Genomic DNA, 21,560 nt, shown 5'->3' on the forward strand with positions numbered 1-21,560 from the left:
CCTATGTTCCTGTTCGAGACGGTGGTTGAAGATAGGTTTCGTAAATCCGCTCGCTGTCGCCGAAGGCTGCCACCGTCCCGTTACGCATGATGGCAATCTTGTTGGTGACCGGCAGGATCCCCATCCGGTGAGTCATTATAACGACGGTCATCCCCCTGGATTTCATGCGCTCGATTGCCGTGAACAGCATGCGTTCGCCGTCATAATCCAGGCTCGAATTCGGATCGTCGAGAACGATCAGGGACGGATTTCCATAGGCCGCCCGTGCCAAGCCCAGCTGTTGGCGCTGCGCTCGAAGGAGCAGGTTTCCACCTTCACCGATATCGGTCTCGTAGCCCTGGGGCAGCCGCATGATCGCGTCGTGCAAGCCAACCAGCTTTGCGGCGTCGATCGCTTTACCGGGATCTCCTCCGTCCAGCCGGCCGATCACATCCTTGATCGCCCCGCCGAAAAGTTCGATGTCCTGCGGCAGGTATCCGACGTGGCGGGTCCCCCCGCAAAGGCGCAGAGCGGAGATATCGACCCCGCCGAGAAGAGCACATCCGCTCGTTGCTTGCACAACGCCTGCTATGACGCGACCGAGTGTCGATTTCCCTGATCCCGACGGACCGATGAGCGCTATGCAATCGCCGGGCGCGAGGCGCAAGGTGATGCCTGTCAATATCGGCCGATCGGCGAATGGTTTGATATAGCTGACATTATCGAGAACGAGGCCATTGGGTTCCGGTAACGGCACCATTCGAGCATCGTGTTCAGATGCAACTGATATCAGCATTCTGTTCAAGCGATTGAAGGCTTTGCGCGCAAACGTAAAGGAGCGCCATGCACCTATTGCGCCCTCGATTGGTGCAAGCCCGCGTCCGAGCAGCAGGCTCGCAACGAAGATGATCCCGGCACTGCCATTGTTTGCGAGCACCAGCCAGGTGGCGGATCCCATCATGAGGATCTGCGCGAGGGTGCGGATAGATTTGGAGAAGCCAAGAATGATCTCCGTCCGATGCATCGCGATGTCCTGCGCCCTTCTTGCCATTTCCGCATCGCGATAGACGATCAGCGCTGCGCCATCCTGCATGCCCATTGCCCGGATTACCTCGATGTTTTTGAGGGCGGTCGCAAATCGGATATAGCTCCTCGAAAGGGCAAGATTGGCGTAGGCAAGCGGCTCTCTCGTCGCCAGTTCCGTCAGGAACGCAAACAGCAGAAGTGCAAGCGCGCTCAGAAGACCGATGGTCCCAAGCAGCGGATGAACAAGAAAGAGCAGGAACAGGAATACCGGTGCCCAGGGAACATCAAAAAAGAGCGAGCTGGCCGGTGAATCGAGGAACTGGCGTAGTGCGGCCAGGTCCCTGTAGCATTCCGTGGCGGCTCCCGTATCGGCGCGAGCGGCATATTCGAACGATGCTGTCAGCACCATGGGCCGCAGCCTGTGGTCCAGCCAACTGCCGATGCGCGAAAGAGCTGCTCTGCGCACGATATCCAGCGTGGACCCGACCATCACGCCGATGGCGATGATCATCGTCAGCATCAGCAGCGTGTCAGCGCTTCGGCTCGACAGGACCCTGTCATAGATCTGCAGGAGATAGATCGAAGGCGCAAGAAGAAACAGATTGTAGCCGCAGCTATAGAGGAAGACCAGCCCGAAGGCTCCGGCACAAGCCCGGAGCGCAACAACAAGCTGTGTCGGCGGGCGCGGTGGCTTTATGGAAATTGTTGTCATTATCAGATCTCGCTGCACTTGATACTGACAAGAAGAGGCTGCTTACCTTGAGGGCCGCCGGCCGAAACCAGCGGCCCTTGAGGTCTGAGTTCAGGAGCCGAGATGGTCGACGTCGATATGGCCGAAGGCGTTTATGAAGTGATCGAGAGAATTGTTCACCGTCGTCGTTTCGGGATCCGTGTGAACCAGAGCTGACGAGATATCGCCGCCCAGAGCGTTGTTTCCATTGCCGCCGTTGCCGCCGACGCCTGCGAGGATGGTCGCATGCTGATCGGCCACAAGCTGCGTATATTGTGTCGCGGTCGTCGCCGCATTCACGGTAGCCGTGTCGCCGCCGCTCGAGTTTCCTTGGCTGCCGTTGGAGTGGGAATCTCCCCCCGCGCCGCCGTCGCCGCTGTTCGTGACCGCCGCCAGGAAGCCGTTCTTGGCCTGAGCAAAGCCACCGTCTCCGCCACTGCCGGCGTCCCAACCTGCCTTCTGCCAAACGTGATCGCCGTTGTGCAGATGGGTATCGGCCCCGTAGACCGTTTGCACTGGGTCTACATATGCAACCGGGTTGTAGTTGATGTTCCCATCGTTGTGGCCATCTCCGCCGTTGCCGGCATTCGCGTCACCCGCATCCGGGTTGTTGAGATGAATCGTGTCGGATATCTGTGGAATAGGCATTGATGTTACTCCTTCTACTTCGTTTCATCAGTGTTGCTTTTACGGCGTGAGTATCAAGCATGTCACCGCCAGCCAATACAACCGCAGGCAAATAATGCCTGCGATTTAATCTGTGAACCATCTAGATATTCGGTGACATTCATTCGGATGTATACTTCGAGGCGGCGAAGCGTTATTTGAATTGGTACTTGGTGCTTTGGCGTCGGATGGCATGGCCACGATCATGTCTGCGACCTCGTCGAAGCGGCGCCGCTTTTTGAAGCAACGCCCGCCGAAGAAAACCGCCTGTATCCGGGGTTCTCATCAGGTTTGCGCTTGGCAAAGACGATCCTGTTCGGGGCTGAAAACGTTTATGTTCCGCCGCGAGAAAGATGCAGGACCTCTGATCCAAGGGCGGATTGGTGCTCGCAAACTCGCACAACGGGCGCTGCGGTCATGACAGCCAAATGGCTACAGTCCTAGCCGACGGGATGTAGACGAATTGCAGGCTCCGCTTTTCTTCCGTTCAGAGGCACAATGCCTAAACAATTCAGGCTGCATGGCGCCGCACGCTCGGTGGACGTGCGGTTGACCGCGGATGGAGACGGCAATGGCGGAAACTCGTTCCTTAGTGGAAGACTTGCCCAAGGCGGGCACCGATCAACACCTCGCCTCCAATGTGGCCGCGGGACATCTGGCGCTGGTGCCGACTTGGCTTCCATTGGATGTCGCTTCCGGTCCAAGCTCTAATTCAGCCGGCAGCGGTGGTGACGGGATAAGCGAAGGCGTGATCAGCAGCAACGCGTTGGCCGTTTTCATGCCGTCCAATGCCGCTATTGCGGGACCTCATTCGGGTGCCGACGCTTTCCAGGGCAATGATGCGCTCATCAATCAGCATCCCACCGAAATGGCCGGGATAGGCGGGAATGGCGGCAGCGGCAATGTTGCCATCGGCAGCGGCGATGGCGCCAATCATGCCGGCACGGGGGGCAATGGGCTTTTCTACGGCGGACTCGTGAGCACCGAAGTCGCACTGTTTGCCCCCGTCAATACTGCCGTGGCTGCAGGCCCCGGCGCGACGGCTCACGCCGAGCAATCGAACAACGCCCTGTTCCTGCAGGGCGCAACCCAGATCGGCGGCATGGGCGGCTCGGGCGGAGACCATAACGTCGCGAGCCACGGCTCGTCGATGAGCCCGGGAACTGCGCTCACATTGACCGGCGACTTTTATGCAGGTCATGGCGGCGATGGATATTTCGTCGGCACTATGGTCGACGTGAGTATCGCCATCTTCTCGCCGATCAATATCGCCATTGGCGCCGCGGGCGGCTCGGCGGAGGCCCATCAGACAAACAATGTCATTTTCGATCAGGGCGCTGTGCAGATCGCAGGCATCGGCGGCAATGGCGGTGGCTTCAACCTGTCGTCAGACACGATTTTCACCGGCAACCACGCGCTCGGCGGTGGCGGTGACGGGGTCGGATCGTCAACCGGCAGCATGGTCGATGTCAATTTCGGCTATTTCCATCCCATCAACATTGCCGTTCCCGCCGGTGGGACGACGGACGCCCAACAGGTCGATCATGTTCTCTATGATCAACATGCGCTCCAGTTGGCCGGCATCGCGGGCCACGGCGGAGACGGTAACCTCACAGACGCCCATTCGGCTCTCGTAGACGACATTCTGAGCTTCATGCATGGCTAGAGCCTTTCCATTTTTCTTCGAAGCACGGAAATGCTCTATCTCTTTGTTTCCACGCAATTCCGGACGCAAAACCGCTACGCATTTTTGCTGGTATTGCGCTAGCGCATAGCCTCCCCACTTGCATTGCGGAGGCTCAACTGCACGAAACCGTTCTTCGTGCGATCTTTCAAGCCATGTGTTGAATTGTTTCCTCCGCCCGGCATTCGGCTCCTTGGGCCGATATGACACTGAACGGCGGGCTCAGTGAGATCCCGAACATTCCACAATGACCTCATCCGCATTGTCGCCGATTTCGGCCGACTGGGGCCGTGACCTCCGGCCACTATCGGTCGGTGCCGGCGCAGTGCTGTTTGCGGGAGAACAATGCTAACTGGTATTAATGCGTCATTAGAGCACAGTTTCACTAATCATAAGGGGTAGTCAGCGATCTCAAGCTTTTGTTGCTTTTCGCGTTTGTCATTTTGTTGTCGGGTCTGCGACTGCTTTGAATTGAGATATGGAAACAAAGCCGAGCCGATCGGCAACTCGTTATATCCAATGGCGCTTTCCGAAATGGGTCGGTAGCAGATCAGTTGCCTTTTCAGTGCCTTTGAAAGCTTTGTTGACCCGCTTGCCGTACGTGAATTCGGCGAAGGCTGGAAAGTCTGCAGCGACAAGTCGAACCAGCAGGCATTCATGAAAAATCTCTTCAATGTGCTCTGCAATCCCAGTTATCTATCATTGATATTTTATAAACTATAAGAATTATCATGAGAGGTAAGACTATTAATATCAGAAATACACTCACTTTTTCTCATGACATGTAGTGAGAACAGGAATAATATGAACAGCTGTTGCGTTGCAAATATTCTTGGGGAGCACGCAAGTGTCCGACATTACTGGAACTAGGCGCCGTATCGGGCGCAATGCACCAACTGTGATCATCATCGAGCATTCTACATTGGCGCGCACCACCGTGGTGAAGCTTCTTGAGCGTGAACTCGCCGGATGGAACGTTATAGATTTGATCTCGACCGAGAGTCTCGAGAGTGCTCTCGGAGCTGAGGTGCGTTTGATTGTATTGGGTCTGGCTGGCAGAAGTGTTGAGAGCACCAGCCTGCGTGACGATCTCGCGGCGATTGCTGCACGTTTTCCTGAGGCTCCTGTCACGTTGCTCTCAGGTACGGATGACGCCATCATAGCCCGTCAGGCACTCAAGATGGGCCTCCGCGGCTTATTCTCGACTTCACTTCCCATTGACATTGCCCTTGCCGGTCTTCGTCTCGTTCTGGCTGGAGGAACGTTTTTCCCGCAGCTATTGGGAGCTGTTACAGCAGTCCCAAACGATCATACGCCGGTCAGAAATGAGGCCGAAAAGAGTTTGGATGAGAGGACGCAGTATTTGGCGATTGCTGATTTCACTCCCCGGGAAGCGGATGTCCTCGCAGAGCTGCAATGCGGCTGTTCAAATAAGGTCATTGCAGGAAAACTTAATTTGTCGGGGCATACGGTGAAGATGCATTTGCAGCACATAATGCGCAAGTTGCAGGCGCAGAACCGCACAGAAGTGGTTGCCCGCTTAATTCAAAGAGCCGCCGGTGGGCCTGACGTCTCGCCGAGTTAGGCGGCGTCGCCAGTACCGGGGAGTATCGGCGGGGCGTTCGTTTCAACGGGTCTCATATCGTGATGCCTCGATCGGAACCGCGAGTCCGGCCGTCCGTTACCCTTTGAGGAACGGAGGATATGGACATGCGCAAGAGAAAAGCCATCGTCGAGGCGGCGCTCGAGTCCGAGTACGAGCGCCAGGCACTGGGGATCATGAATACCGAGCAAGCTCTCAAGCTTGAGGATTCCGACGGTCTTGTCTTCAGTCATCCGGATAAAGAGGCCGGAGTGACGGACCATTTTGTCGATCAAGATGAGCTGCGCCGATTGGTGCGGCGGTCAACGCCGCCGCTTTCCCGATTGCAATCGCAGCCTCGTACGACGCGTTCGTCCTGAACTTCAAGCAATCATATAACCACCGTCCACCGGCATCGATATCCCGTTCACCATGGCAGCCTGATCGGACAGCAGGAAAAGAACAACCTCGGCGATATCTGCCGGCTCGGCGAAGCGACCGACGGGAATTCGCTTCATCATCCCCGCGGCTTTCTCGGGATCGCTCCATGCCTTCACCGCCATTGGCGTCAACGTCACCGTTGGATGGACGCCGTTGGCGCGGATGCCGTGCGGCGCAAGTTCCTTGGCCATGACCCGCGTCAAGCCATCCAATCCACCCTTCGATGCACAATAGGCCGCGTGGTCGGGGATGCCGACGAAGGAGGCGACCGACGAGACATTGACGATGGCGCCCTTGCGGCCCTCCTTGATCAGCGAACGGGCATATTCCTGGGCGACGATCATCGGAGCGCGCGTATTGACCGCGACAAGACGATCGAACGCTTCGACGGTCGTCTCCAGGAACGGCTGGAGCTCGGTCGTGCCGGCGCAGTTGATAAGGAAATCTGCGGGAAGGGCAGCGATCGCCGCCTCTCTGGTCGCATCGGCGTCCGCGAGATCGACCTGGATTGCCCGGCAGCCGAGTTCCCCTCGCAACGCTTCGACGTCGGCACCGCTGCGCGTCAGCGCGACGACCTGCGCACTCCGTTCGACGAGCATCCTTACAATTTCGCGTCCGATACCTTTGCCGGCGCCGGTCACGATCACCGTCTTTCCTCTGAACTCCATGGGTCGATCTCCTAAAGTCTCTGGCCTGTTTCCCGATCGAAGATATGCGCACGTCGGGGATCGATGTGGAAGTACATCGTCCGTCCGGGGTCGACCTCGATACGCTCACGGATCAGCGCGTCGATCGGCACGCCTCCCGTGCGGCCGAAGATCAACGTCTCGGAACCCGTCGGCTCGAACACCGAGACTTCGACCGGAACGCCTTCTTCGCCGATCGTGATGTGCTCCGGTCGGATGCCGTAGGTAACGGCTCGTCCTTCCTCCGCATTTGTATCTGCCATGGGCAAGGTGATGCCCTGTTCGGTGACGACGATCTTCCTGCCGTCGCGGGTGGCTATGCGGCCCTCAAGGAAGTTCATCGATGGGCTGCCGATGAAGCCGGCGACGAAGAGGTTGACGGGGAAGTCGTAGAGATCGAGAGGCTTGCCGATCTGCTCGACCCTCCCGTCACGCATCACCACGATCTTGTTGGCCATCGTCATCGCCTCGATCTGATCGTGCGTGACGTAGACGGTGGTGGTCTTCAGCCGCTGGTGAAGCTCCTTGATCTCGACGCGCATGGTGACGCGGAGTTTAGCGTCGAGGTTCGACAATGGCTCGTCGAATAGGAAGACCTTCGGGTCTCGGACGATGGCACGACCCATCGCCACGCGTTGACGCTGTCCGCCCGACAGTTGCTTCGGATAGCGGTCGAGATAACGCGTCAGATCGAGGATCTCGGCCGCCCTGCCGACCTTCTCGTCGATCTCCGCCTTCGGACGTTTGGCCATCTTCAGCGGAAAGCCCATATTCTCGGCGACCGTCTTGTGGGGATAGAGCGCGTAGCTCTGGAAGACCATCGCGATGTCACGCTCCTTTGGAGGAGCGTCGGTGACGACACGGCCGCCGATCCGGATGTCTCCGCTGCTGACCGTCTCCAGCCCGGCGATCATCCGGAGCAGGGTGGACTTGCCGCATCCGGAGGGACCGACCAGAACGACGAATTCCCCGTCCTCGATGTCGACGCTCACGCCATGCATGACCTGAAGAGAGCCATACTTCTTGGTGACGTCGCTAACCTGTACGTTTGCCAATGTCGTTCCCCCTAAAGCAGTCCAGTTTGTGTTTTGATGTCATTGACGGAATTCATCGGTTCATCCCTTCCAGACGACATAGGCGCCAAGGACAGCCGAGATTGCCGCCGCGAACCATACCGAAGGCCCGAACGGCTCGATGAACCGCATCCAGAACAGCGAGAGCGCGACCCAGATCACGATCGAGATGAAGAGCCGGTCGAACCAGTTCGTTTCGATGGGCAGAAATCCCGGCTTGCGTTCGTTATTTCCTGATTGAGACGTCATAGTTTCATCCTTTCACGGCGCCGAAGGTCAGGCCGGCGACGATGTGACGCTGGACCACCGAAAAGACGATGAGCGCCGGAACCAATGTCAGCATTGAGATCGCGGCCATGATGCCCCAGGCCGTTCCCGTCGTCGTCACATATTCAGACAAGCCGGTGGTGAGTGTCCGCGCGTGGAAATTGGTGAGCGTCGCTGCCAGCAGGTATTCGTTCCACGCAAACACCCAGGTCAGGATTAGCGTCACCGCAAGTCCGGGCCGTGCCAAAGGAAAGATGATATCATAGAGGACGGTCCATGGGCTCGCGCCGTCCATGTAGGCCGCCTCGTCCAATTCCTTCGGAATGCCTTCCACGGTCGGACGCAGCGTCCAGATGGCGAAGGGAAGGTTGAAGGAGCAATAGACCAGGATCATGCCCAGCTTGGAATCGGCGAGCGAGAAGTCGCCGATCCTGTAGACCTGCGTCAGTAGCAGGAAAAGCGGCAGCAGGAAGACCGCCGGCGGCGCCATGCGGTTGGTTATCGTCCAGAAGAAGATGCTTTCCTTGCCGGCGAGGTCGAAGCGCGTCAGGGCGTAGCAGGCAAGGAAGCCGAGCGTGGTGACGAGCAGCGCGTTGCCTGACGAAATGATCATCGAGTTGAGCATGTATCCGCGCAAGGTCGGATTGGTCAGCACGTCCTGGTAGTTCTTCCAGAAGAAGCTCCGGAGAATGACATCGGGCGTCGAGAACAGGTCGAAGGGCTGTTTCACCGATATGACGAAGAGCCAGTAGATCGGGAAAAGGGTCGCGAGGCTTATCAAGGTCCACAGGACGACCGGAAGCCAGGGAAAACGGGTCTTCTTCATCGCTTCAACCTCTCTTCACGCGGGGCGCAATCAAACCGACGTAGAGCAGCCAGCAGACGACGATGGTGAGATAGAGGACGATGACGGAGATCGCCGAACCGTAGCCGTAATTCGTCTTGGGAAAGACTTCCTTGAAGATATGGACGCCGATGTAGCGCGTCGATGAACCCGGACCGCCGCCGGTCAGCATCAGGACTTCGTCAACGGTGCGCAGCGCATCCATCAGCCTGATGAACACGGTGGCGAGCATGGCCGGACGGATCAGGGGCAGCGTGATGTGCCAGAAGATCTGGCTTTTGCCCGCGCCGTCGATCTGCGCCTGCTCGAACGGGTCTGAAGGAAGTGAGACGAGTGCGGCGATCAGCGACAGGGTGACGAGCGGCGTCCAGTGCCAGATGTCCATGATGACAGTGACGGTGAAGGCCGCGACGGCGCTCTGGCCGATATTCAGATCGTAGCCGAACCAGCTCCTCAGAAGATAGGGAATGATGCCGATGGAGGGGGTGGTCATCAGCTTCCAGACTGAGCCGACGATGATCGGCGCCATGATCAGCGGCAGCGTATGGATCGTGCGAAACACCGCTTTTCCGGGAAAGTCCTTGAGCAGCGCCTGGGCGAGGATGTAGCCAAGGACCAGCTCCGACACGACCGCGAAGAAGACGAATGTCAGGGTGATGCCGAGTGATGCCAGGAACTGCGGGTCGAAGACGAGCCGCCGATAGTTCTCAGCCCAGTTGAAAATCATGCCCGGATTGGCCGCGAACGGGTTCCATGAATGGAAAGAGACCCAGAGGACGTAGATGAAAGGAAAGATCCCGAACAGTCCGAGGATCACTATGGTCGGTGACAGCAACAGCCACCCGAGCTTCTGCGAATGCATCGCCTATCCCCCATTGAACGTTATGTGGACGTCCGCTCCATCTGGGAACGGAAGATGACGGGTCGTCGGAACGACCCGTCAAGTTGGGGAGGATGTTTTATTTGCGATAGCCGAGCGAGGTGAGCTCTTCTTCGGCCTTGGCCGCCATCTGGTCGAGGCCTTCATCGGGCCCGATCTTGCCGGTCAGGATGTCGTAGAAGATAGGAGCGGTCGCTTCACGCACCTGCGCATGGAAGGGATAGGGGGGAGCGCCGGCGAAGAGCTTGCCGTCGTCCTTCAGCATCGTGTAGAAGCCGCCGAGCTTGACGTCCATCTCCTTCACCTTCGGATCGTCGAACGTCGCCTTGTTGGTGATGCGCGGTGCGGCGATCGCCCAATCGGGCTGCACTTCGTTCTGGCCGATGAATTCGAGGAACAGCAGTGATGCTTCCTTGTTCTTGGACGTGACCGGAACGCCGAAGGCGCCGCCATCGTAGTAGCCGATATAGCCCTTTCCAGCTTTCGCGTCGTCCAATACGCCCGGCTCGAGCGGCGGCAGAGCGAAACCGACCTGGCCGACCACCTTCGACTGCGCCGGATCGCTTGCGATCCACGCGGCGTTCTCACCGTAGATCAGGCCCTGGGCGACGCGGCCCGCGGCGAAGGTCGTCGCGGTTTCCGTCCAGGTTGACTGCGTCGATTCCGGAGGAGCGATGTCGCGCAGGTGCAGCCAGTACTTCAACGCGGCCTTGGCCTTGTCGCCGTTCATTGCGCCGCCATGTTCGACCGTCGCCGCATAATTGTTCTTGGCGTCGATGCCCCAATTGTAGACGCCGAAAGTCGGCGCGATGGACTCGAAGAATTCATACCAGGACGCCGGATGGCCGGTATGTGCCTGAGCGGTGGTGCCCCAGAGCTCCATACCGTTGTCCTTGCCGTACTTCGTGAAGAATTCGGCGATCTCGGTGTATTCCGCGTGTGTGGTCGCCGGCTTCAGGTCCTTGCCGGTTTCCTTCTTGAAAGCTTCCTTGATCTTCGGATCTTCGAACAGGTCCTTACGATAGAGATACGCCTTCAGGAAGGCTTCCATCGGAACGCCGAAGAGATCGCCGCTCGCGTCCTTGAAATAGTCGGCAAAGCTGGTGAAGTTCGCATCGTCGTAGGTCGGCGCCTTCAGATCCGGCTGGTCTTTAAGCGTCTTGGTGATGTCGACGAGGAAATTCCTGGCGAGATAGGAGTAGATGATGTCCTGCTCGATGTAGACCATGTCATAGATACCGGTCTTGGCTTCCATGTCCTTGATGGCCTTGTCGTACATCTGATCCCAGGACGTCGTCTCGATGTCGACCTTGATGCCGGTCTTCTTTTCGAATTCCGGAGCAAGCACGTTCCTGATGTAGTTCGATGGCGGGGTGCTTTCGGTGACGCCGTGCAGTGTCACGCCCTTGAATTTGGCGCCGGCGTCGGACCAGAAATCAGCCCAGGCAGGCGAAGCAGTGGCGGCGAGGCTGAGCGTCAGCGCAAGCGCGCTAGCCTTCAAAGCATAGTTCATTTTCAATCCTCCCAAAGTGCAGCGAGATCATTTCGCCGGTCCTTTGTGTAGGCCAAAAAAACCACCGGCGCAACATTTGTTGTCTAAACATGCAAATAGAGGATCTATCCTATTGATTTTCGCAGAAACTAATTTCCGACGGAGGGTTGAATGCAATGGGCGCAAGCTTAAAATGTTGCATTGCAAGGTATTTTTGCAAAGCAGCAGAAGATTTTAAGCCAAAATTATTTGTTGTCTTGCCAAACTAAATGGCATAGCACTGTCCGCAGCCAAAGGCATTTTTTGGAGGAAAAGGCTATGCGTCGATTGGGTATCCATTCATTTGTATGGACAGGCGGCCAAACGCAGGAAGGGCTGGAGATGGCCCTCAACAAGACGGCCGAACACGGATATCGCACCATCGAATTTGCCTATCTGCGCCCCGAGAAATTCAATCTCGATCGACTGGCAAAGCTTGCGCAGTCGCTTGACGTGGAGATTGGCGTGACGATGGGCCTGCCGCTCGACAGGGACGTATCGAGCGAGGATACCTCAGCTGTGTCCGCCGGCAAGCAGACGCTGGCCGACGCCGTTCGGGCGGTCCGTGACATCGGCGGCAACAAGCTCGGCGGAATTCTCTATTCCGCGCACACCAAGTACAATCGCCAACCGACGAAGAAGGGCTGGGACAATAGCGTCGCCGCGATCGCCGCAACCGCCGAAGTCGCCAGACAAGCGAACGTCGACCTCGTCCTGGAGGTTGTCAACCGGTTCGAGACCAACCTGCTGAATACGGCAGCGCAGGGGCTGAAGTTCGTCGCCGAGACGGGATCGGAGCATGTCCGTCTCCACCTCGACACATTCCATATGAACATCGAGGAAGCCAATCCGGCCGCGGCGATCCGCTTGGCCGGCGACAAGATCGGCTACTTCCACATCGGCGAGAGCAATCGCGGTTACCTCGGTGACGGTGTCATCAACTTCGATCTGATCTTCGACGCTCTGCTCGACATCGACTACAAGCGCGACATCGTGTTCGAAAGCTTCTCGACGACGGTCGTGGACGAAGGCCTGTCGCTCGCCTGCGCGATCTGGCGCGACACCTGGGAGGATAATGATCCGCTTGCGGCGCACGCGAAGCGCTACATCGAGCTGAAATATGACGAGGCCAAGCGCCGCCGCGCCACAAACGCGCGGCCCTGATTATCCCTCTGACAGCCTGTTCCAGTCGTGTAAGGGTTGGGCCGACTGAAGGGAATTGAAACATGAACGACACCGTCTCCATCGGAAGTTCGCCGCGCAGGATCCGACAGAACAATATCGTCGCCGCCTTGCAGACGATCTATGCCCACCGAAGCCTCAGCCGGGCGGATCTCGCCCGGAAGCTCGGGATGAATCGCTCGTCCTCGGGAGAGATCGTCGCCGAGCTGACGGAAGGCGGGTTTGTTCAGGAGTCGGACGAGAGCGGCAAGCAGCGCCTGGAGCATTCCCGTGCCGGGCGTCCTGGTATCATGCTCGAACTGGTCCCCGATGCCGCATTCTTCGTCGGGATCGAGATTGGCGTCGAGCATATATCGGCTGCAGTTGTCGATCTCTCCGCCGAAGTCCGGGCATGTCGGAAAATCGCGTTCGACACCATGTCGTCGACCGTGGAGGAGGCCGTGGCGCGGGGTGTCGAGCTGATCGTCGGCGCGATGGCGAAGGGGATGATCGGACGCTGCAAGGGTCTCGGCATATCGGCGCCGGCCCACATCCGGCCGGACGGAATTGTCACCCTCGCACCCATCATCGGCTGGCGGGAGGTGTCGTTGAAGGAGATTGGCCGATCCGCCTTCCTGGCCGCCTTCCCGGCCGCCGTCCCGATCGCAGTTGAAAACGACGCCAACGCGTTTGCGATCGGCGACAGCTATCGTCACGGCGTCTCAGGCGTGACCCTGTTCCTGCTGATGGAAACCGGCGTTGGTGGCGGTATCATGATCGATGGCAAGCTGTTCCGGGGCGGCCACGGCCTGGCGGGAGAAATCGGTCACACCCTGGTGCCGGGAAGCGGCGGTCAGAAGTTTGAGCAACTGATCGGTCGCGAAGTGCTGATCAGGCAGTATCGCGAGGCTATTGGACGTAAGCACGTCGATCTGCAGGAATTCCTTGGCGACGTTCATGACCGTGTCCCGGCCGCGGTCAATATCGCCGAAACCTGGTCGCGCCATCTCGCATATGCATTGCTGCAGGCCTGTCGGCTGCTCGACCCCGACAGGATCGTGCTGGGTGGCTCTGTGGCATCCCTCTACCCGATGGTGGCCGCCCGGGTGGCGGTCCACATGTCGGAGGGCCAGAGTATACCTTTCCCCACGCCGGAGATCGTCGTGGACGATGATGCGGAGTTCGGCTCCGCCTTCGGGGCGGCGTGCATGTTGCACCAGCGCTTTCTGTCATTGGAGAGCGAGGAGTTCGGCGGCGAGGACGGTGCGCTGATCCAGTCGGCGACGAGTTGACGACAAGAACGATCGAAAGCAGGATTGCAAATGACTTCAGTACTGGCTCCGGACCCGCTTGGTCCCACCGTTTGCGTAGGGGAGATCCTCGTCGAGATCGTCGCCACGACGGTCGGAGACGGCTTTCTCAAAGCCCAGCCGCTCGTCGGTCCGTTCGCGAGCGGAGCGCCAGCGATCTTCATCTCGCAATGCGGGCGCCTGGGCGGCAAGGCCGCAATGGTCGGCGCCGTCGGCGATGACGATTTCGGTCGTGTCAATACCGATCGCCTCAAACGCGACGGCGTCGACGTTTCGACGATCTCGATCGATTCGGATTACCCCACAGGCAGCGCCTTTGTCCGCTACCGCAAGGATGGCTCCAGGGATTTCGTCTATAACATCGCCACATCAGCAGCTGCGCGCTTCGGCTGGTCTCAAGCGGTCGGCGATCTCATCCATCGGAGCGGACATCTTCACGTGATGGGTTCCGCTCTGTCGGTCCCCAGCGCGCGCGCGGTGATCGACAAGGCGGTCGACATCGTCAAGGCGCGGGGCGGAACCCTCTCAGTGGATCCGAACATTCGCAAGGAATTGAAGCTGGATGAGGATACCGAGCGCCGCTTTTCCAAGCTTGTCGCTGCCGCCGATCTGCTTCTGCCGTCCGGAGAGGAGCTTGAGCGTGCCGCCGGCGTCGAAGGCGAGGCAGAGGCGATCCGCCGCTTGTTCGAGATGGGTGTCAAGGAGATTGTGCTGAAGCGCGGCGCCGAAGGCGCGACCTACTTCGGCAGGGACGGAGACCGCATCGACGCTCCGGCATTTGTCGTTCAAGAGGTCGACCCCACCGGCGCCGGCGACTGCTTCGGCGGTGCCTATCTTACCTGCCGGCGGCTCGGAATGTCTCCGCAGCAAGCTCTGACCTATGCCTCGGCCGCCGGCGCCCGCAACGTGACGGTCCTCGGTCCGATGGAAGGTGCCGGCACTCAGCAAGAACTCGATGCATTCATCGCTTCAACCGAAAGGCGCCCGTGATGCAGGTGCATCTCAACGAACTGGCCAAGATGAGGATCGAAGGCCACCCCAGAGGCGTGACCTCCGTATGCTCGGCCCATCCCATCGTGCTTCGCGCCGCACTCCGACACGGGCGGCAACAGGCAAGCACCGTCCTGATCGAAGCGACCTGCAACCAGGTCAATCACCTCGGCGGCTATACCGGAATGACGCCAAGCGACTTCGCGTCCCTCGTCCGCAAAATAGCAGTCGAGGAAGGGTGCCCGGAAAATCTGATCGTTCTCGGCGGCGATCATCTCGGCCCCAATCCTTGGCGTGACCGGCCGGCCGAAGAGGCCATGGCCGAGGCGGAGAAGATGGTTGCCGCCTATGTCGAGGCCGGGTTTCGCAAGATTCACCTCGATGCCTCGATGGGCTGCAAGGGCGAGCCGGTGGCGCTCGACGACGAAACCACCGCCCATCGCGCCGCCCGGCTCGCGGCGGTCGCCGAGGCCTCGGCGAAGAAGAGCGGCGGCGCAATGCCGGTTTATGTCATCGGCACCGAAGTGCCGCCGCCAGGCGGGGCCGATCATGCCCTGACAACCATCGATCCGACGGCGGCCGCAGCGGCGCTGAAGACGATCGAAGTCCACCGCCGGATCTTTGCGGAGGCAGGACTCGGCCAAGCGTTTGAACGGGCCATCGGGCTGGTCGTTCAGCCGGGCGTCGAGTTCGGCAATCAGAATGTCATCCTTTACGACCGCAGCAAGATAGACGCGCTGAAGTCGGTGCTCACCAAGGAGCCGCAGTTTGTCTTCGAGGCGCATTCGACAGACTATCAGGGGACCCAGCCCTTGGCCGCGCTGGTGGAGGATGGCTTTCCCATTCTGAAGGTCGGTCCCGAACTGACCTTCGTCCTGCGCGAGGCGCTCTACGCGCTGGATGCGATCGCGTCGGACCTTTTGCCCGATTACGGCCAGCGTCCGCTCTATGCGGCGATGGAAGCGCTGATGCTCGATCAGCCCGGCAACTGGAGCCGCCACTACCACGGGACAAACGCCGAGATGCGCTGGCTGCGGCATTACTCGCTGTCTGACCGCATTCGCTATTATTGGGCGTCGGCTGAAGCCCAAGAGGCCGTCGGGCGCCTGTGCGAGGCGCTTCGAGGGCAAATTGTACCGCTGCCCTTGTTTTGGCAGCATATGCCGGCCGCACAGGAATTCGCAGATGCGCCGCTCGATCCGGAACAGGTTTTGATCTGGAGGGTGACGAAGAGTCTCTCGGACTATCACGCCGCCTGCGGCGTCGGGAAGAATTGACAATCAGGATCAAGACAGGAGGAAAAATCGATGACGGAATTGAATGGGAAGATCGCGGCGGTCACGGGTGCTGCGTCCGGAATTGGACTCGCTTCGACGGAGGCAATGCTCGCCGCTGGCGCGACGGTCGTGCTGGTGGACCGCGATGAGAAGGCCCTTGAGACGGTTTGTGCCCGGCTTGGCGAGCGCGCTATTCCGCTCAAGATCAACTTGCTGGATCCGGGCGAGTGTGCGGGACTGCTCGATGGCATCCTGTCGAAGACCGGCAAGCTCGATATCCTGCATGCCAATGCAGGCACCTATATCGGCGGCGACCTGATGGAAACCGACCTCGATACCATCGATCGGATGCTCAATCTCAATGTAAACGTCGTCATCAAGAACGTTCGAAGCGTCATTCCGCACATGATCGAACGCGGCACCGGCGACATTGTCGTCACCAGCTCCGTCGCTGGACACTCGGCGATTCCATGGGAACCTGTTTATTCGTCATCGAAGTGGGCGATGACGTGCTTCGTCCAGACGATGCGACGCCAGCTTCTGAAAAGTGGCATTCGTGTGGGGTCGGTTTCTCCAGGGCCGGTGATCAGCGCTTTGCTTGCGGACTGGCCGGAGGAAAACCTTCGCAAGGCCAAGGAGGCCGGAGCCTTGATCGAGCCCAAGGAAGTCGCCGACGCGATCATCTTCATGCTGACCCGTCCGCGCAACGTCACTATCCGCGATATCGTCGTGCTTCCAAGCGCCTTTGACATTTGAGGAGACGCGAAATGAGCTACCAGCAGAAATTTCGCCTCGACGGCGAACGGGCGGTGGTCACAGGCGGAGGGCGTGCGATCGGTCTCTGCTGCACCGAGGCGCTGGCGGAGGCGGGCGCCGCCGTCGTCGTCATCGAACGCAGCGAGGCCGACGCTGTGCAAGCACTTGCGTTGCGCGACAGAGGCTACGACGTCGAAGTCCGGGTCGGCGACGTCACAGACGCGGCCCGAATGGACGCGATCGCGGCTGAACTCGCCGACGGCGGGCGGCCGGCGACCATCCTGGTGAACAATGCCGGAATTGGCCAGAGCGGCATCCCGGCGCAGGATCTCACCGACGCCGATTGGCTGCGCATGATGGACGTCAATCTCAACGGCGTCTTCTGGTGCTCGCGCGCCTTTGGTCGTCCGATGATTTCGATGAAACGCGGCGCCATCGTCAACCTCGGCTCGATGTCGGGGACGATCTGCAACCGGCCCCAGCCTCAGACGGCCTATAACGTCTCCAAGGCGGCAGTCCATCACCTCACGCGCTCGTTGGCCGCCGAGTGGGCACACCACGGTATCAGGGTAAATGCCGTTGCGCCCACCTATATCGAGACACCGATGGTGGTGGCCGTCGAAGCCAATCGCGAGCGTATTCCGCTCTGGCTCGCCGACACGCCGATGGGCAGGATGGGAACGCCGGAAGAGGTTGCCAGCGCGGTCCTCTTCCTCGCCTCGGGCGCGGCCAGCCTGATGACCGGGGCGATCGTCAACGTCGATGCGGGATTCACCTGCTGGTAGTTCTTCCCGGACGAGGCGCGAGCGCGCCTCGTCCGCATCGGAAAAACCAGCATGGAAACGTTACCACATTATCTTGACTCGCATTCCTGCTGCGTTTATCCAAATGTGGAAACGTTACCATATCGGGAGGAAGCTTGATGAAATCCGCGCGATTGAACCGACTTTTCGGCGTGTCTGGAAATTGTTTTGACGTTGCTATCGATCACGGCATGTTCAATGAACGGACTTTCCTCGCCGGCATCGAGAACATGAAGACTGCGATCGAGGTGATCGCGCAAGCGGCGCCGGATGCAATTCAGCTGCCGCCGGGAACCGCACCCATGCTGCAGGCGATCCCCGGCAAGCAGCGTCCGGCGCTGGTGCTGCGCACCGACATCGCCAACATCTATGGCAATCCCCTGCCGTCTCAGCTGTTTTCCGAAATGATCGACAGGGCGGTGGAACAGGGCGTTGCGTTGGATGCCGCCTGTGTCGTCGTCAATCTCTTGATGCTGCCGGACCAGCCGGAAGTCTACCGCGCCTGCGTGCGCAATGTGAACAGCCTGAAACGCGAATGCGAGATCTACGGCATGCCGCTGATGGTCGAGCCGCTCGTCATGCAGGACAATTCCAAGGGCGCCTACATGGTCGACGGCGCGATCGACAAGATCCTGCCGCTCGTGCGCCAGGCGGCCGAACTCGGCGCTGATATCATCAAGGCCGACCCCTGCGACAATGTCGAGGAATATCACCGCGTCGTCGAGATCGCCCAAGGCCTGCCGGTGCTGGTGCGCGGCGGCGGCCGCGTTTCGGATCAGGAAATCCTGATCCGCACCAAGCAGTTGATGGAGCAGGGCGCCCGTGGCATCGTCTATGGCCGCAACGTCATCCAGCATCAAAATCCCGCCGGCATGACGCGGGCCTTGATGGCGATCGTCCATGACAAGGCTTCCGTCGAGCAGGCCTTGCTGCATATTGGCTGACGCGCGTCTGGGAGGACATGTCATGACGAAAATATTCCGCTTCGGCGTCATCGGCTGCGGTCTGATGGGGCGCGAATTCGCGAGTGCTGCGGCGCGCTGGCTGCATCTGGCCGATGTGAAGGCGCGACCGGAAATCGTCGCCGTCTGTGATACCAACGCGACGCTGCTCGACTGGTTCAGGGATCATGTGCCGACCGTTCGGCAGTTCGCCGCCGACTATAAGGAGCTTCTGGCCAATCCCGAGGTCGATGCGGTCTATTGCGCTGTCCCGCATGTGCTGCACCAGCAATTCTACATCGACGTCCTGAAGGCCGGAAAACATCTTCTCGGCGAAAAGCCCTTCGGCATGGACGCCGCGCAGAACCGGGATATCATGGCTGTTCTCGCCGAGCATCCCGAACTCCTGGTCCGCTGCTCGTCGGAAATGCCTTTCTTCCCCGGCGCGCAGAAGGTCATCGCGCTCGCAAAAAGTGGCGAGATGGGGGATATAATCGAAGTCGAGGCGGGTTTCCTGCACTCTTCGGATATCGACCGGCAGAAGCCGATCAACTGGAAGCGCATGGCCGATATCAATGGCGATTATGGCTGCATGGGTGATCTCGGCATGCATGTGCTGCACGTGCCGCTGCGTCTCGGCTGGCGCCCGACGACCCTGCATGCGCAATTGGTCAAGAAGGTCACCGAACGTCCTGACGGCAAGGGCGGCATGTTGCCCTGCACCACCTGGGACAATGCTACGATCAGCAGCCGCGTGCGCACCGGCGATCAGGATTTCCCGATGGTGCTGAAAACCTGGCGCATCGCGCCCGGCGAATCCAACACCTGGTACCTCCGCGTTCTCGGCATGAAGAAGAGCGCGTTCTTCAGCACGAAGTCGCCGCGCCAATGGCAGTGGATGGACTATAATGGCGGTGTCCAGGCTTGGAGCACCGAGGATCTCGGTTATGGCTCGCTGTTTCCAGCCATAACAGGCAAGATCTTCGAATTCGGTTTTGCTGACGCCATACAGCAGATGTGGGCGGCCTTCGTCGATGAGCTTGTTGGAGGAAATGCCAACGGTTTCGGCTGCGCGACGCCGGCCGAGGCGCAGGCGCATCATGCGGTCCTGACGGCAGCCCTCAAATCCGGCCTCGAGGACGTCGTGGTACCGGTCGAGTATGACGGGGCGTCAGCCTGATGAAGCGCTCCGAGATCAACGCCGCGTTGCTGCGGGCAACCGAGACCCTCGAGCGCTGGCACTGGTCTCTGCCGGCATGGGGCTCCTGGACGGCGGCCGATTTTGCCGCTCATCCTGAGGCATCAGCCTATTTGCGCGCCCATCAGCTGGGTTGGGATGTCACCGATTTCGGCTCGAACCGCTTCGCCGAATGCGGTCTCGTGCTGTTTAGCCTGCGCAATGGCGTCGTTGATATCAGGGGTGAACGGACCTATGCCGAAAAGCTGCTCTTCGTTGGGGAAGGGCAGGTTACGCCGACCCACCGTCATGCGGCGAAGATGGAAGACATCATCAATCGCGCCGGCGGCGATCTCGTCATCGAATTCGCCGCAACCGATGCCGATGGCAATGTGCTGGCGGAGGATGTGACGGTGCCGGTAGACGGGCTGCAGCACCGGCTCGCCGCATGGGAGCCGCTGGTTCTCCAGCCCGGCCAGAGCGTGACGATCCGCACCGGGCTTTACCACCGCTTCTACGGCAGGAAAGGCGGCGGACCTGTCCTTGTCGGCGAGGTCAGCCAGGTCAACGACGACAACAGCGACAATTTCTTTCTGGAGCCGATCGCGCGCTTTGCCGCGATCGAGGAAGACGAGCCGCCGCTGAGACCCTTGTGGAACGAAGGAGTCAGCTGATGCGAGCCGGGGAGGAGGTTCACGATCGCGACAGTCAAAAGCAGGGCGGCATCGTTTGCGCCGGAAACTTCATCGTCGATCGCGTCCACACCCTGTCTTATTGGCCCGAACAGGGCAATCTCGCCCATATCCTGCACCAGGATCTGGGTGTGGGGGGCGGGGCGGCCAATGTCGTCACCGATCTGGCTTCGCTCGGATTTCCGGGAAAGCTGGCGGCAGCAGGATGCATCGGCGCCGATCAGGACGGAGAGATCGTCAAGGCCCGTCTTGCGGTTGCCGGCGTCGATGTCGGGGGGCTCACTGCGCTTGCCGACCGGGTGACGGCGCATACGCATGTCATGAATGTGCCCGGCCAGAACCGGACCTTCTTCTATCATGGTGGCGCCAACGATGCCGTCACGGATGAGCTTGTCTCACCCGCGGTCTTCGCCACGGCCGGCTATCGGCTGTTCTATCTCGGTTATCTCATGCTGTTGCCGGGTCTCGACCGCATTGGCCCTGACGGCCGTTCGGGAGCATCGCGCCTGCTGGAAGCGGCGCGGCGCGCCGGGCTGACGACCTGTGTGGATTTCGTATCGAGCGAAGACCCGGAATTTGCGGCCAAGGTCGGCGTCGCTCTGCCCTTCTGCGATTATCTGATCATCAACGAGATGGAGGCGGGTCGGGCAACCGGCGTTATCGTTCGCGATGCAAAGGGAGATTTGATCGAGGCGGGGCTTTTGGAAGCGGGCGAGCGCCTGCTTGCGGCGGGCGTCGCCAAGGGCGCGATCATCCATGCGCCGGAAACCTGCTTCTGGTTTTCGCCCGGCGCTTCTCCGATCATGACGCGTTCACGACCCGTCGATCCCGATGACATCGTCAGTACCGTCGGCGCAGGAGACGCTTTCTGCGCCGCCGTGCTCTACGGCCTGCATGAGAACTGGCCTGTCGAGCATATCTGCGCCGTCGCCCATGCCGCAGCTGCGTGTTGCCTTAAGGGGGCGACGGCCACCGATGGCATCCCCGACATGTCTGTCCTTCTTCGCGAGGCGAAGGAGACGAAGCCGGAATCCGCTTAGCCCGTTTTGGCGTCGCCTCCGGAG

22 protein-coding genes are annotated in these 21,560 nt (G+C 59.7%); 13 read left to right on the forward strand and 9 right to left on the reverse strand.

Annotation, left to right across the window (positions count from 1 at the left end):
* Nucleotide 1 precedes the first annotated feature (1 nt).
* Nucleotides 2-1,717 carry a type I secretion system permease/ATPase gene (locus tag ACM5SV_RS22985; protein WP_017992886.1) on the reverse strand — a complete coding sequence of 572 codons (1,716 nt, stop codon included), beginning with the start codon at nucleotides 1,715-1,717 and terminating at the stop codon, nucleotides 2-4.
* 90 nt (nucleotides 1,718-1,807) lie between these two features.
* On the reverse strand, nucleotides 1,808-2,383 hold the full coding sequence (locus ACM5SV_RS22990; RefSeq protein ID WP_012755996.1) for a hypothetical protein: 576 nt from the start codon (nucleotides 2,381-2,383) through the stop codon (nucleotides 1,808-1,810).
* Nucleotides 2,384-2,972: 589 nt separating this feature from the next.
* Between ACM5SV_RS22990 and ACM5SV_RS22995 the strand changes: the two genes are divergently transcribed.
* Nucleotides 2,973-4,067 (forward strand): hypothetical protein, encoded by a 1,095-nt coding sequence (locus ACM5SV_RS22995; RefSeq protein ID WP_221991845.1) that lies wholly within the window; start codon nucleotides 2,973-2,975, stop codon nucleotides 4,065-4,067.
* Nucleotides 4,068-4,474: 407 nt separating this feature from the next.
* On the opposite strand, the gene ACM5SV_RS23000 is transcribed toward ACM5SV_RS22995, so the two are convergent.
* Nucleotides 4,475-4,744: a hypothetical protein gene (locus ACM5SV_RS23000; RefSeq protein WP_221991843.1), complete on the reverse strand. Its 270-nt coding sequence runs from the start codon at nucleotides 4,742-4,744 to the stop codon at nucleotides 4,475-4,477.
* Nucleotides 4,745-4,905: 161 nt separating this feature from the next.
* Between ACM5SV_RS23000 and ACM5SV_RS23005 the strand changes: the two genes are divergently transcribed.
* Both ACM5SV_RS23005 and ACM5SV_RS23010 read left to right on the forward strand, forming a co-directional pair.
* On the forward strand, nucleotides 4,906-5,670 hold the full coding sequence (locus ACM5SV_RS23005; RefSeq protein WP_017992889.1) for a LuxR family transcriptional regulator: 765 nt from the start codon (nucleotides 4,906-4,908) through the stop codon (nucleotides 5,668-5,670).
* 119 nt (nucleotides 5,671-5,789) lie between these two features.
* The gene (locus ACM5SV_RS23010; protein WP_017992890.1) at nucleotides 5,790-6,047 is read left to right on the forward strand and encodes a hypothetical protein; all 258 of its coding nucleotides are present in this window, start codon (nucleotides 5,790-5,792) and stop codon (nucleotides 6,045-6,047) included.
* A gap of 3 nt (nucleotides 6,048-6,050) precedes the next feature.
* On the opposite strand, the gene ACM5SV_RS23015 is transcribed toward ACM5SV_RS23010, so the two are convergent.
* From ACM5SV_RS23015 to ACM5SV_RS23040, 6 genes are all read right to left on the reverse strand, one after another.
* Nucleotides 6,051-6,776 (reverse strand): SDR family oxidoreductase, encoded by a 726-nt coding sequence (locus ACM5SV_RS23015; protein ID WP_221991841.1) that lies wholly within the window; start codon nucleotides 6,774-6,776, stop codon nucleotides 6,051-6,053.
* Between the two features lie 11 nt (nucleotides 6,777-6,787).
* A complete protein-coding gene (locus tag ACM5SV_RS23020; RefSeq protein WP_012756002.1) occupies nucleotides 6,788-7,849 on the reverse strand; it encodes an ABC transporter ATP-binding protein in 1,062 nt (353 codons plus the stop codon).
* Nucleotides 7,850-7,909: 60 nt separating this feature from the next.
* Entirely contained in the window at nucleotides 7,910-8,116 is a 207-nt protein-coding gene (locus tag ACM5SV_RS23025; protein WP_003556377.1) for a DUF2160 family membrane protein, read from the reverse strand.
* Nucleotides 8,117-8,120: 4 nt separating this feature from the next.
* Entirely contained in the window at nucleotides 8,121-8,960 is an 840-nt protein-coding gene (locus tag ACM5SV_RS23030) for a carbohydrate ABC transporter permease (RefSeq protein WP_012756004.1), read from the reverse strand.
* Nucleotides 8,961-8,964: 4 nt separating this feature from the next.
* Entirely contained in the window at nucleotides 8,965-9,840 is an 876-nt protein-coding gene (locus tag ACM5SV_RS23035; RefSeq protein ID WP_012756005.1) for a carbohydrate ABC transporter permease, read from the reverse strand.
* A gap of 97 nt (nucleotides 9,841-9,937) precedes the next feature.
* Nucleotides 9,938-11,371, reverse strand: coding sequence for an extracellular solute-binding protein (locus ACM5SV_RS23040; protein WP_012756006.1), 1,434 nt, complete (start codon nucleotides 11,369-11,371; stop codon nucleotides 9,938-9,940).
* 297 nt (nucleotides 11,372-11,668) lie between these two features.
* On the opposite strand from ACM5SV_RS23040, the gene ACM5SV_RS23045 reads away from it, so the two are divergent.
* The 10 genes from ACM5SV_RS23045 (at nucleotide 11,669) to ACM5SV_RS23090 (ending at nucleotide 21,536) form a co-directional block, all read left to right on the forward strand.
* Nucleotides 11,669-12,553: a sugar phosphate isomerase/epimerase family protein gene (locus tag ACM5SV_RS23045; RefSeq protein WP_017992894.1), complete on the forward strand. Its 885-nt coding sequence runs from the start codon at nucleotides 11,669-11,671 to the stop codon at nucleotides 12,551-12,553.
* A gap of 62 nt (nucleotides 12,554-12,615) precedes the next feature.
* On the forward strand, nucleotides 12,616-13,842 hold the full coding sequence (locus ACM5SV_RS23050) for an ROK family transcriptional regulator (protein ID WP_130721478.1): 1,227 nt from the start codon (nucleotides 12,616-12,618) through the stop codon (nucleotides 13,840-13,842).
* A gap of 30 nt (nucleotides 13,843-13,872) precedes the next feature.
* Nucleotides 13,873-14,850 (forward strand): sugar kinase, encoded by a 978-nt coding sequence (locus ACM5SV_RS23055; protein ID WP_128439591.1) that lies wholly within the window; start codon nucleotides 13,873-13,875, stop codon nucleotides 14,848-14,850.
* The gene (locus ACM5SV_RS23060; protein ID WP_128439590.1) at nucleotides 14,850-16,127 is read left to right on the forward strand and encodes a D-tagatose-bisphosphate aldolase, class II, non-catalytic subunit; all 1,278 of its coding nucleotides are present in this window, start codon (nucleotides 14,850-14,852) and stop codon (nucleotides 16,125-16,127) included. Before ACM5SV_RS23055 ends, ACM5SV_RS23060 begins: the two co-directional genes overlap by 1 nt.
* A 30-nt stretch (nucleotides 16,128-16,157) precedes the next feature.
* The gene (locus ACM5SV_RS23065) at nucleotides 16,158-16,883 is read left to right on the forward strand and encodes an SDR family oxidoreductase (protein ID WP_012756011.1); all 726 of its coding nucleotides are present in this window, start codon (nucleotides 16,158-16,160) and stop codon (nucleotides 16,881-16,883) included.
* A gap of 11 nt (nucleotides 16,884-16,894) precedes the next feature.
* The gene (locus tag ACM5SV_RS23070) at nucleotides 16,895-17,668 is read left to right on the forward strand and encodes an SDR family NAD(P)-dependent oxidoreductase (protein ID WP_012756012.1); all 774 of its coding nucleotides are present in this window, start codon (nucleotides 16,895-16,897) and stop codon (nucleotides 17,666-17,668) included.
* 137 nt (nucleotides 17,669-17,805) lie between these two features.
* Entirely contained in the window at nucleotides 17,806-18,630 is an 825-nt protein-coding gene (locus ACM5SV_RS23075; protein WP_128439589.1) for a class I fructose-bisphosphate aldolase, read from the forward strand.
* Between the two features lie 22 nt (nucleotides 18,631-18,652).
* Nucleotides 18,653-19,807: a Gfo/Idh/MocA family protein gene (locus ACM5SV_RS23080; protein WP_128406001.1), complete on the forward strand. Its 1,155-nt coding sequence runs from the start codon at nucleotides 18,653-18,655 to the stop codon at nucleotides 19,805-19,807.
* Nucleotides 19,807-20,478 carry a D-lyxose/D-mannose family sugar isomerase gene (locus ACM5SV_RS23085; RefSeq protein WP_012756015.1) on the forward strand — a complete coding sequence of 224 codons (672 nt, stop codon included), beginning with the start codon at nucleotides 19,807-19,809 and terminating at the stop codon, nucleotides 20,476-20,478. Before ACM5SV_RS23080 ends, ACM5SV_RS23085 begins: the two co-directional genes overlap by 1 nt.
* Complete coding sequence (locus tag ACM5SV_RS23090) at nucleotides 20,478-21,536, forward strand: carbohydrate kinase family protein (RefSeq protein ID WP_113548214.1); 1,059 nt, start codon at nucleotides 20,478-20,480, stop codon at nucleotides 21,534-21,536. Before ACM5SV_RS23085 ends, ACM5SV_RS23090 begins: the two co-directional genes overlap by 1 nt.
* Nucleotides 21,537-21,560: the final 24 nt, after the last annotated feature.

Source organism: Rhizobium sp. CRRU65, from assembly GCF_048551595.1.
Classification (GTDB): domain Bacteria; phylum Pseudomonadota; class Alphaproteobacteria; order Rhizobiales; family Rhizobiaceae; genus Rhizobium; species Rhizobium leguminosarum_J.

Excerpts from the sequence above, each read along its gene's own strand:
- ACM5SV_RS22985 (WP_017992886.1), bottom strand. The coding sequence starts at position 1,717 with ATGACAACAATTTCCATAAAGCCACCGCGCCCGCCGACACAGCTTGTT.
- ACM5SV_RS22990 (WP_012755996.1), bottom strand. The coding sequence starts at position 2,383 with ATGCCTATTCCACAGATATCCGACACGATTCATCTCAACAACCCGGAT.
- ACM5SV_RS22995 (WP_221991845.1), top strand. The coding sequence starts at position 2,973 with ATGGCGGAAACTCGTTCCTTAGTGGAAGACTTGCCCAAGGCGGGCACC.
- ACM5SV_RS23000 (WP_221991843.1), bottom strand. The coding sequence starts at position 4,744 with ATGAATGCCTGCTGGTTCGACTTGTCGCTGCAGACTTTCCAGCCTTCG.
- ACM5SV_RS23010 (WP_017992890.1), top strand. The coding sequence starts at position 5,790 with ATGGACATGCGCAAGAGAAAAGCCATCGTCGAGGCGGCGCTCGAGTCC.
- ACM5SV_RS23015 (WP_221991841.1), bottom strand. The coding sequence starts at position 6,776 with ATGGAGTTCAGAGGAAAGACGGTGATCGTGACCGGCGCCGGCAAAGGT.
- ACM5SV_RS23025 (WP_003556377.1), bottom strand. The coding sequence starts at position 8,116 with ATGACGTCTCAATCAGGAAATAACGAACGCAAGCCGGGATTTCTGCCC.
- ACM5SV_RS23030 (WP_012756004.1), bottom strand. The coding sequence starts at position 8,960 with ATGAAGAAGACCCGTTTTCCCTGGCTTCCGGTCGTCCTGTGGACCTTG.
- ACM5SV_RS23035 (WP_012756005.1), bottom strand. The coding sequence starts at position 9,840 with ATGCATTCGCAGAAGCTCGGGTGGCTGTTGCTGTCACCGACCATAGTG.
- ACM5SV_RS23040 (WP_012756006.1), bottom strand. The coding sequence starts at position 11,371 with ATGAACTATGCTTTGAAGGCTAGCGCGCTTGCGCTGACGCTCAGCCTC.
- ACM5SV_RS23045 (WP_017992894.1), top strand. The coding sequence starts at position 11,669 with ATGCGTCGATTGGGTATCCATTCATTTGTATGGACAGGCGGCCAAACG.
- ACM5SV_RS23050 (WP_130721478.1), top strand. The coding sequence starts at position 12,616 with ATGAACGACACCGTCTCCATCGGAAGTTCGCCGCGCAGGATCCGACAG.
- ACM5SV_RS23055 (WP_128439591.1), top strand. The coding sequence starts at position 13,873 with ATGACTTCAGTACTGGCTCCGGACCCGCTTGGTCCCACCGTTTGCGTA.
- ACM5SV_RS23060 (WP_128439590.1), top strand. The coding sequence starts at position 14,850 with ATGCAGGTGCATCTCAACGAACTGGCCAAGATGAGGATCGAAGGCCAC.
- ACM5SV_RS23065 (WP_012756011.1), top strand. The coding sequence starts at position 16,158 with ATGACGGAATTGAATGGGAAGATCGCGGCGGTCACGGGTGCTGCGTCC.
- ACM5SV_RS23070 (WP_012756012.1), top strand. The coding sequence starts at position 16,895 with ATGAGCTACCAGCAGAAATTTCGCCTCGACGGCGAACGGGCGGTGGTC.
- ACM5SV_RS23075 (WP_128439589.1), top strand. The coding sequence starts at position 17,806 with ATGAAATCCGCGCGATTGAACCGACTTTTCGGCGTGTCTGGAAATTGT.
- ACM5SV_RS23080 (WP_128406001.1), top strand. The coding sequence starts at position 18,653 with ATGACGAAAATATTCCGCTTCGGCGTCATCGGCTGCGGTCTGATGGGG.
- ACM5SV_RS23085 (WP_012756015.1), top strand. The coding sequence starts at position 19,807 with ATGAAGCGCTCCGAGATCAACGCCGCGTTGCTGCGGGCAACCGAGACC.
- ACM5SV_RS23090 (WP_113548214.1), top strand. The coding sequence starts at position 20,478 with ATGCGAGCCGGGGAGGAGGTTCACGATCGCGACAGTCAAAAGCAGGGC.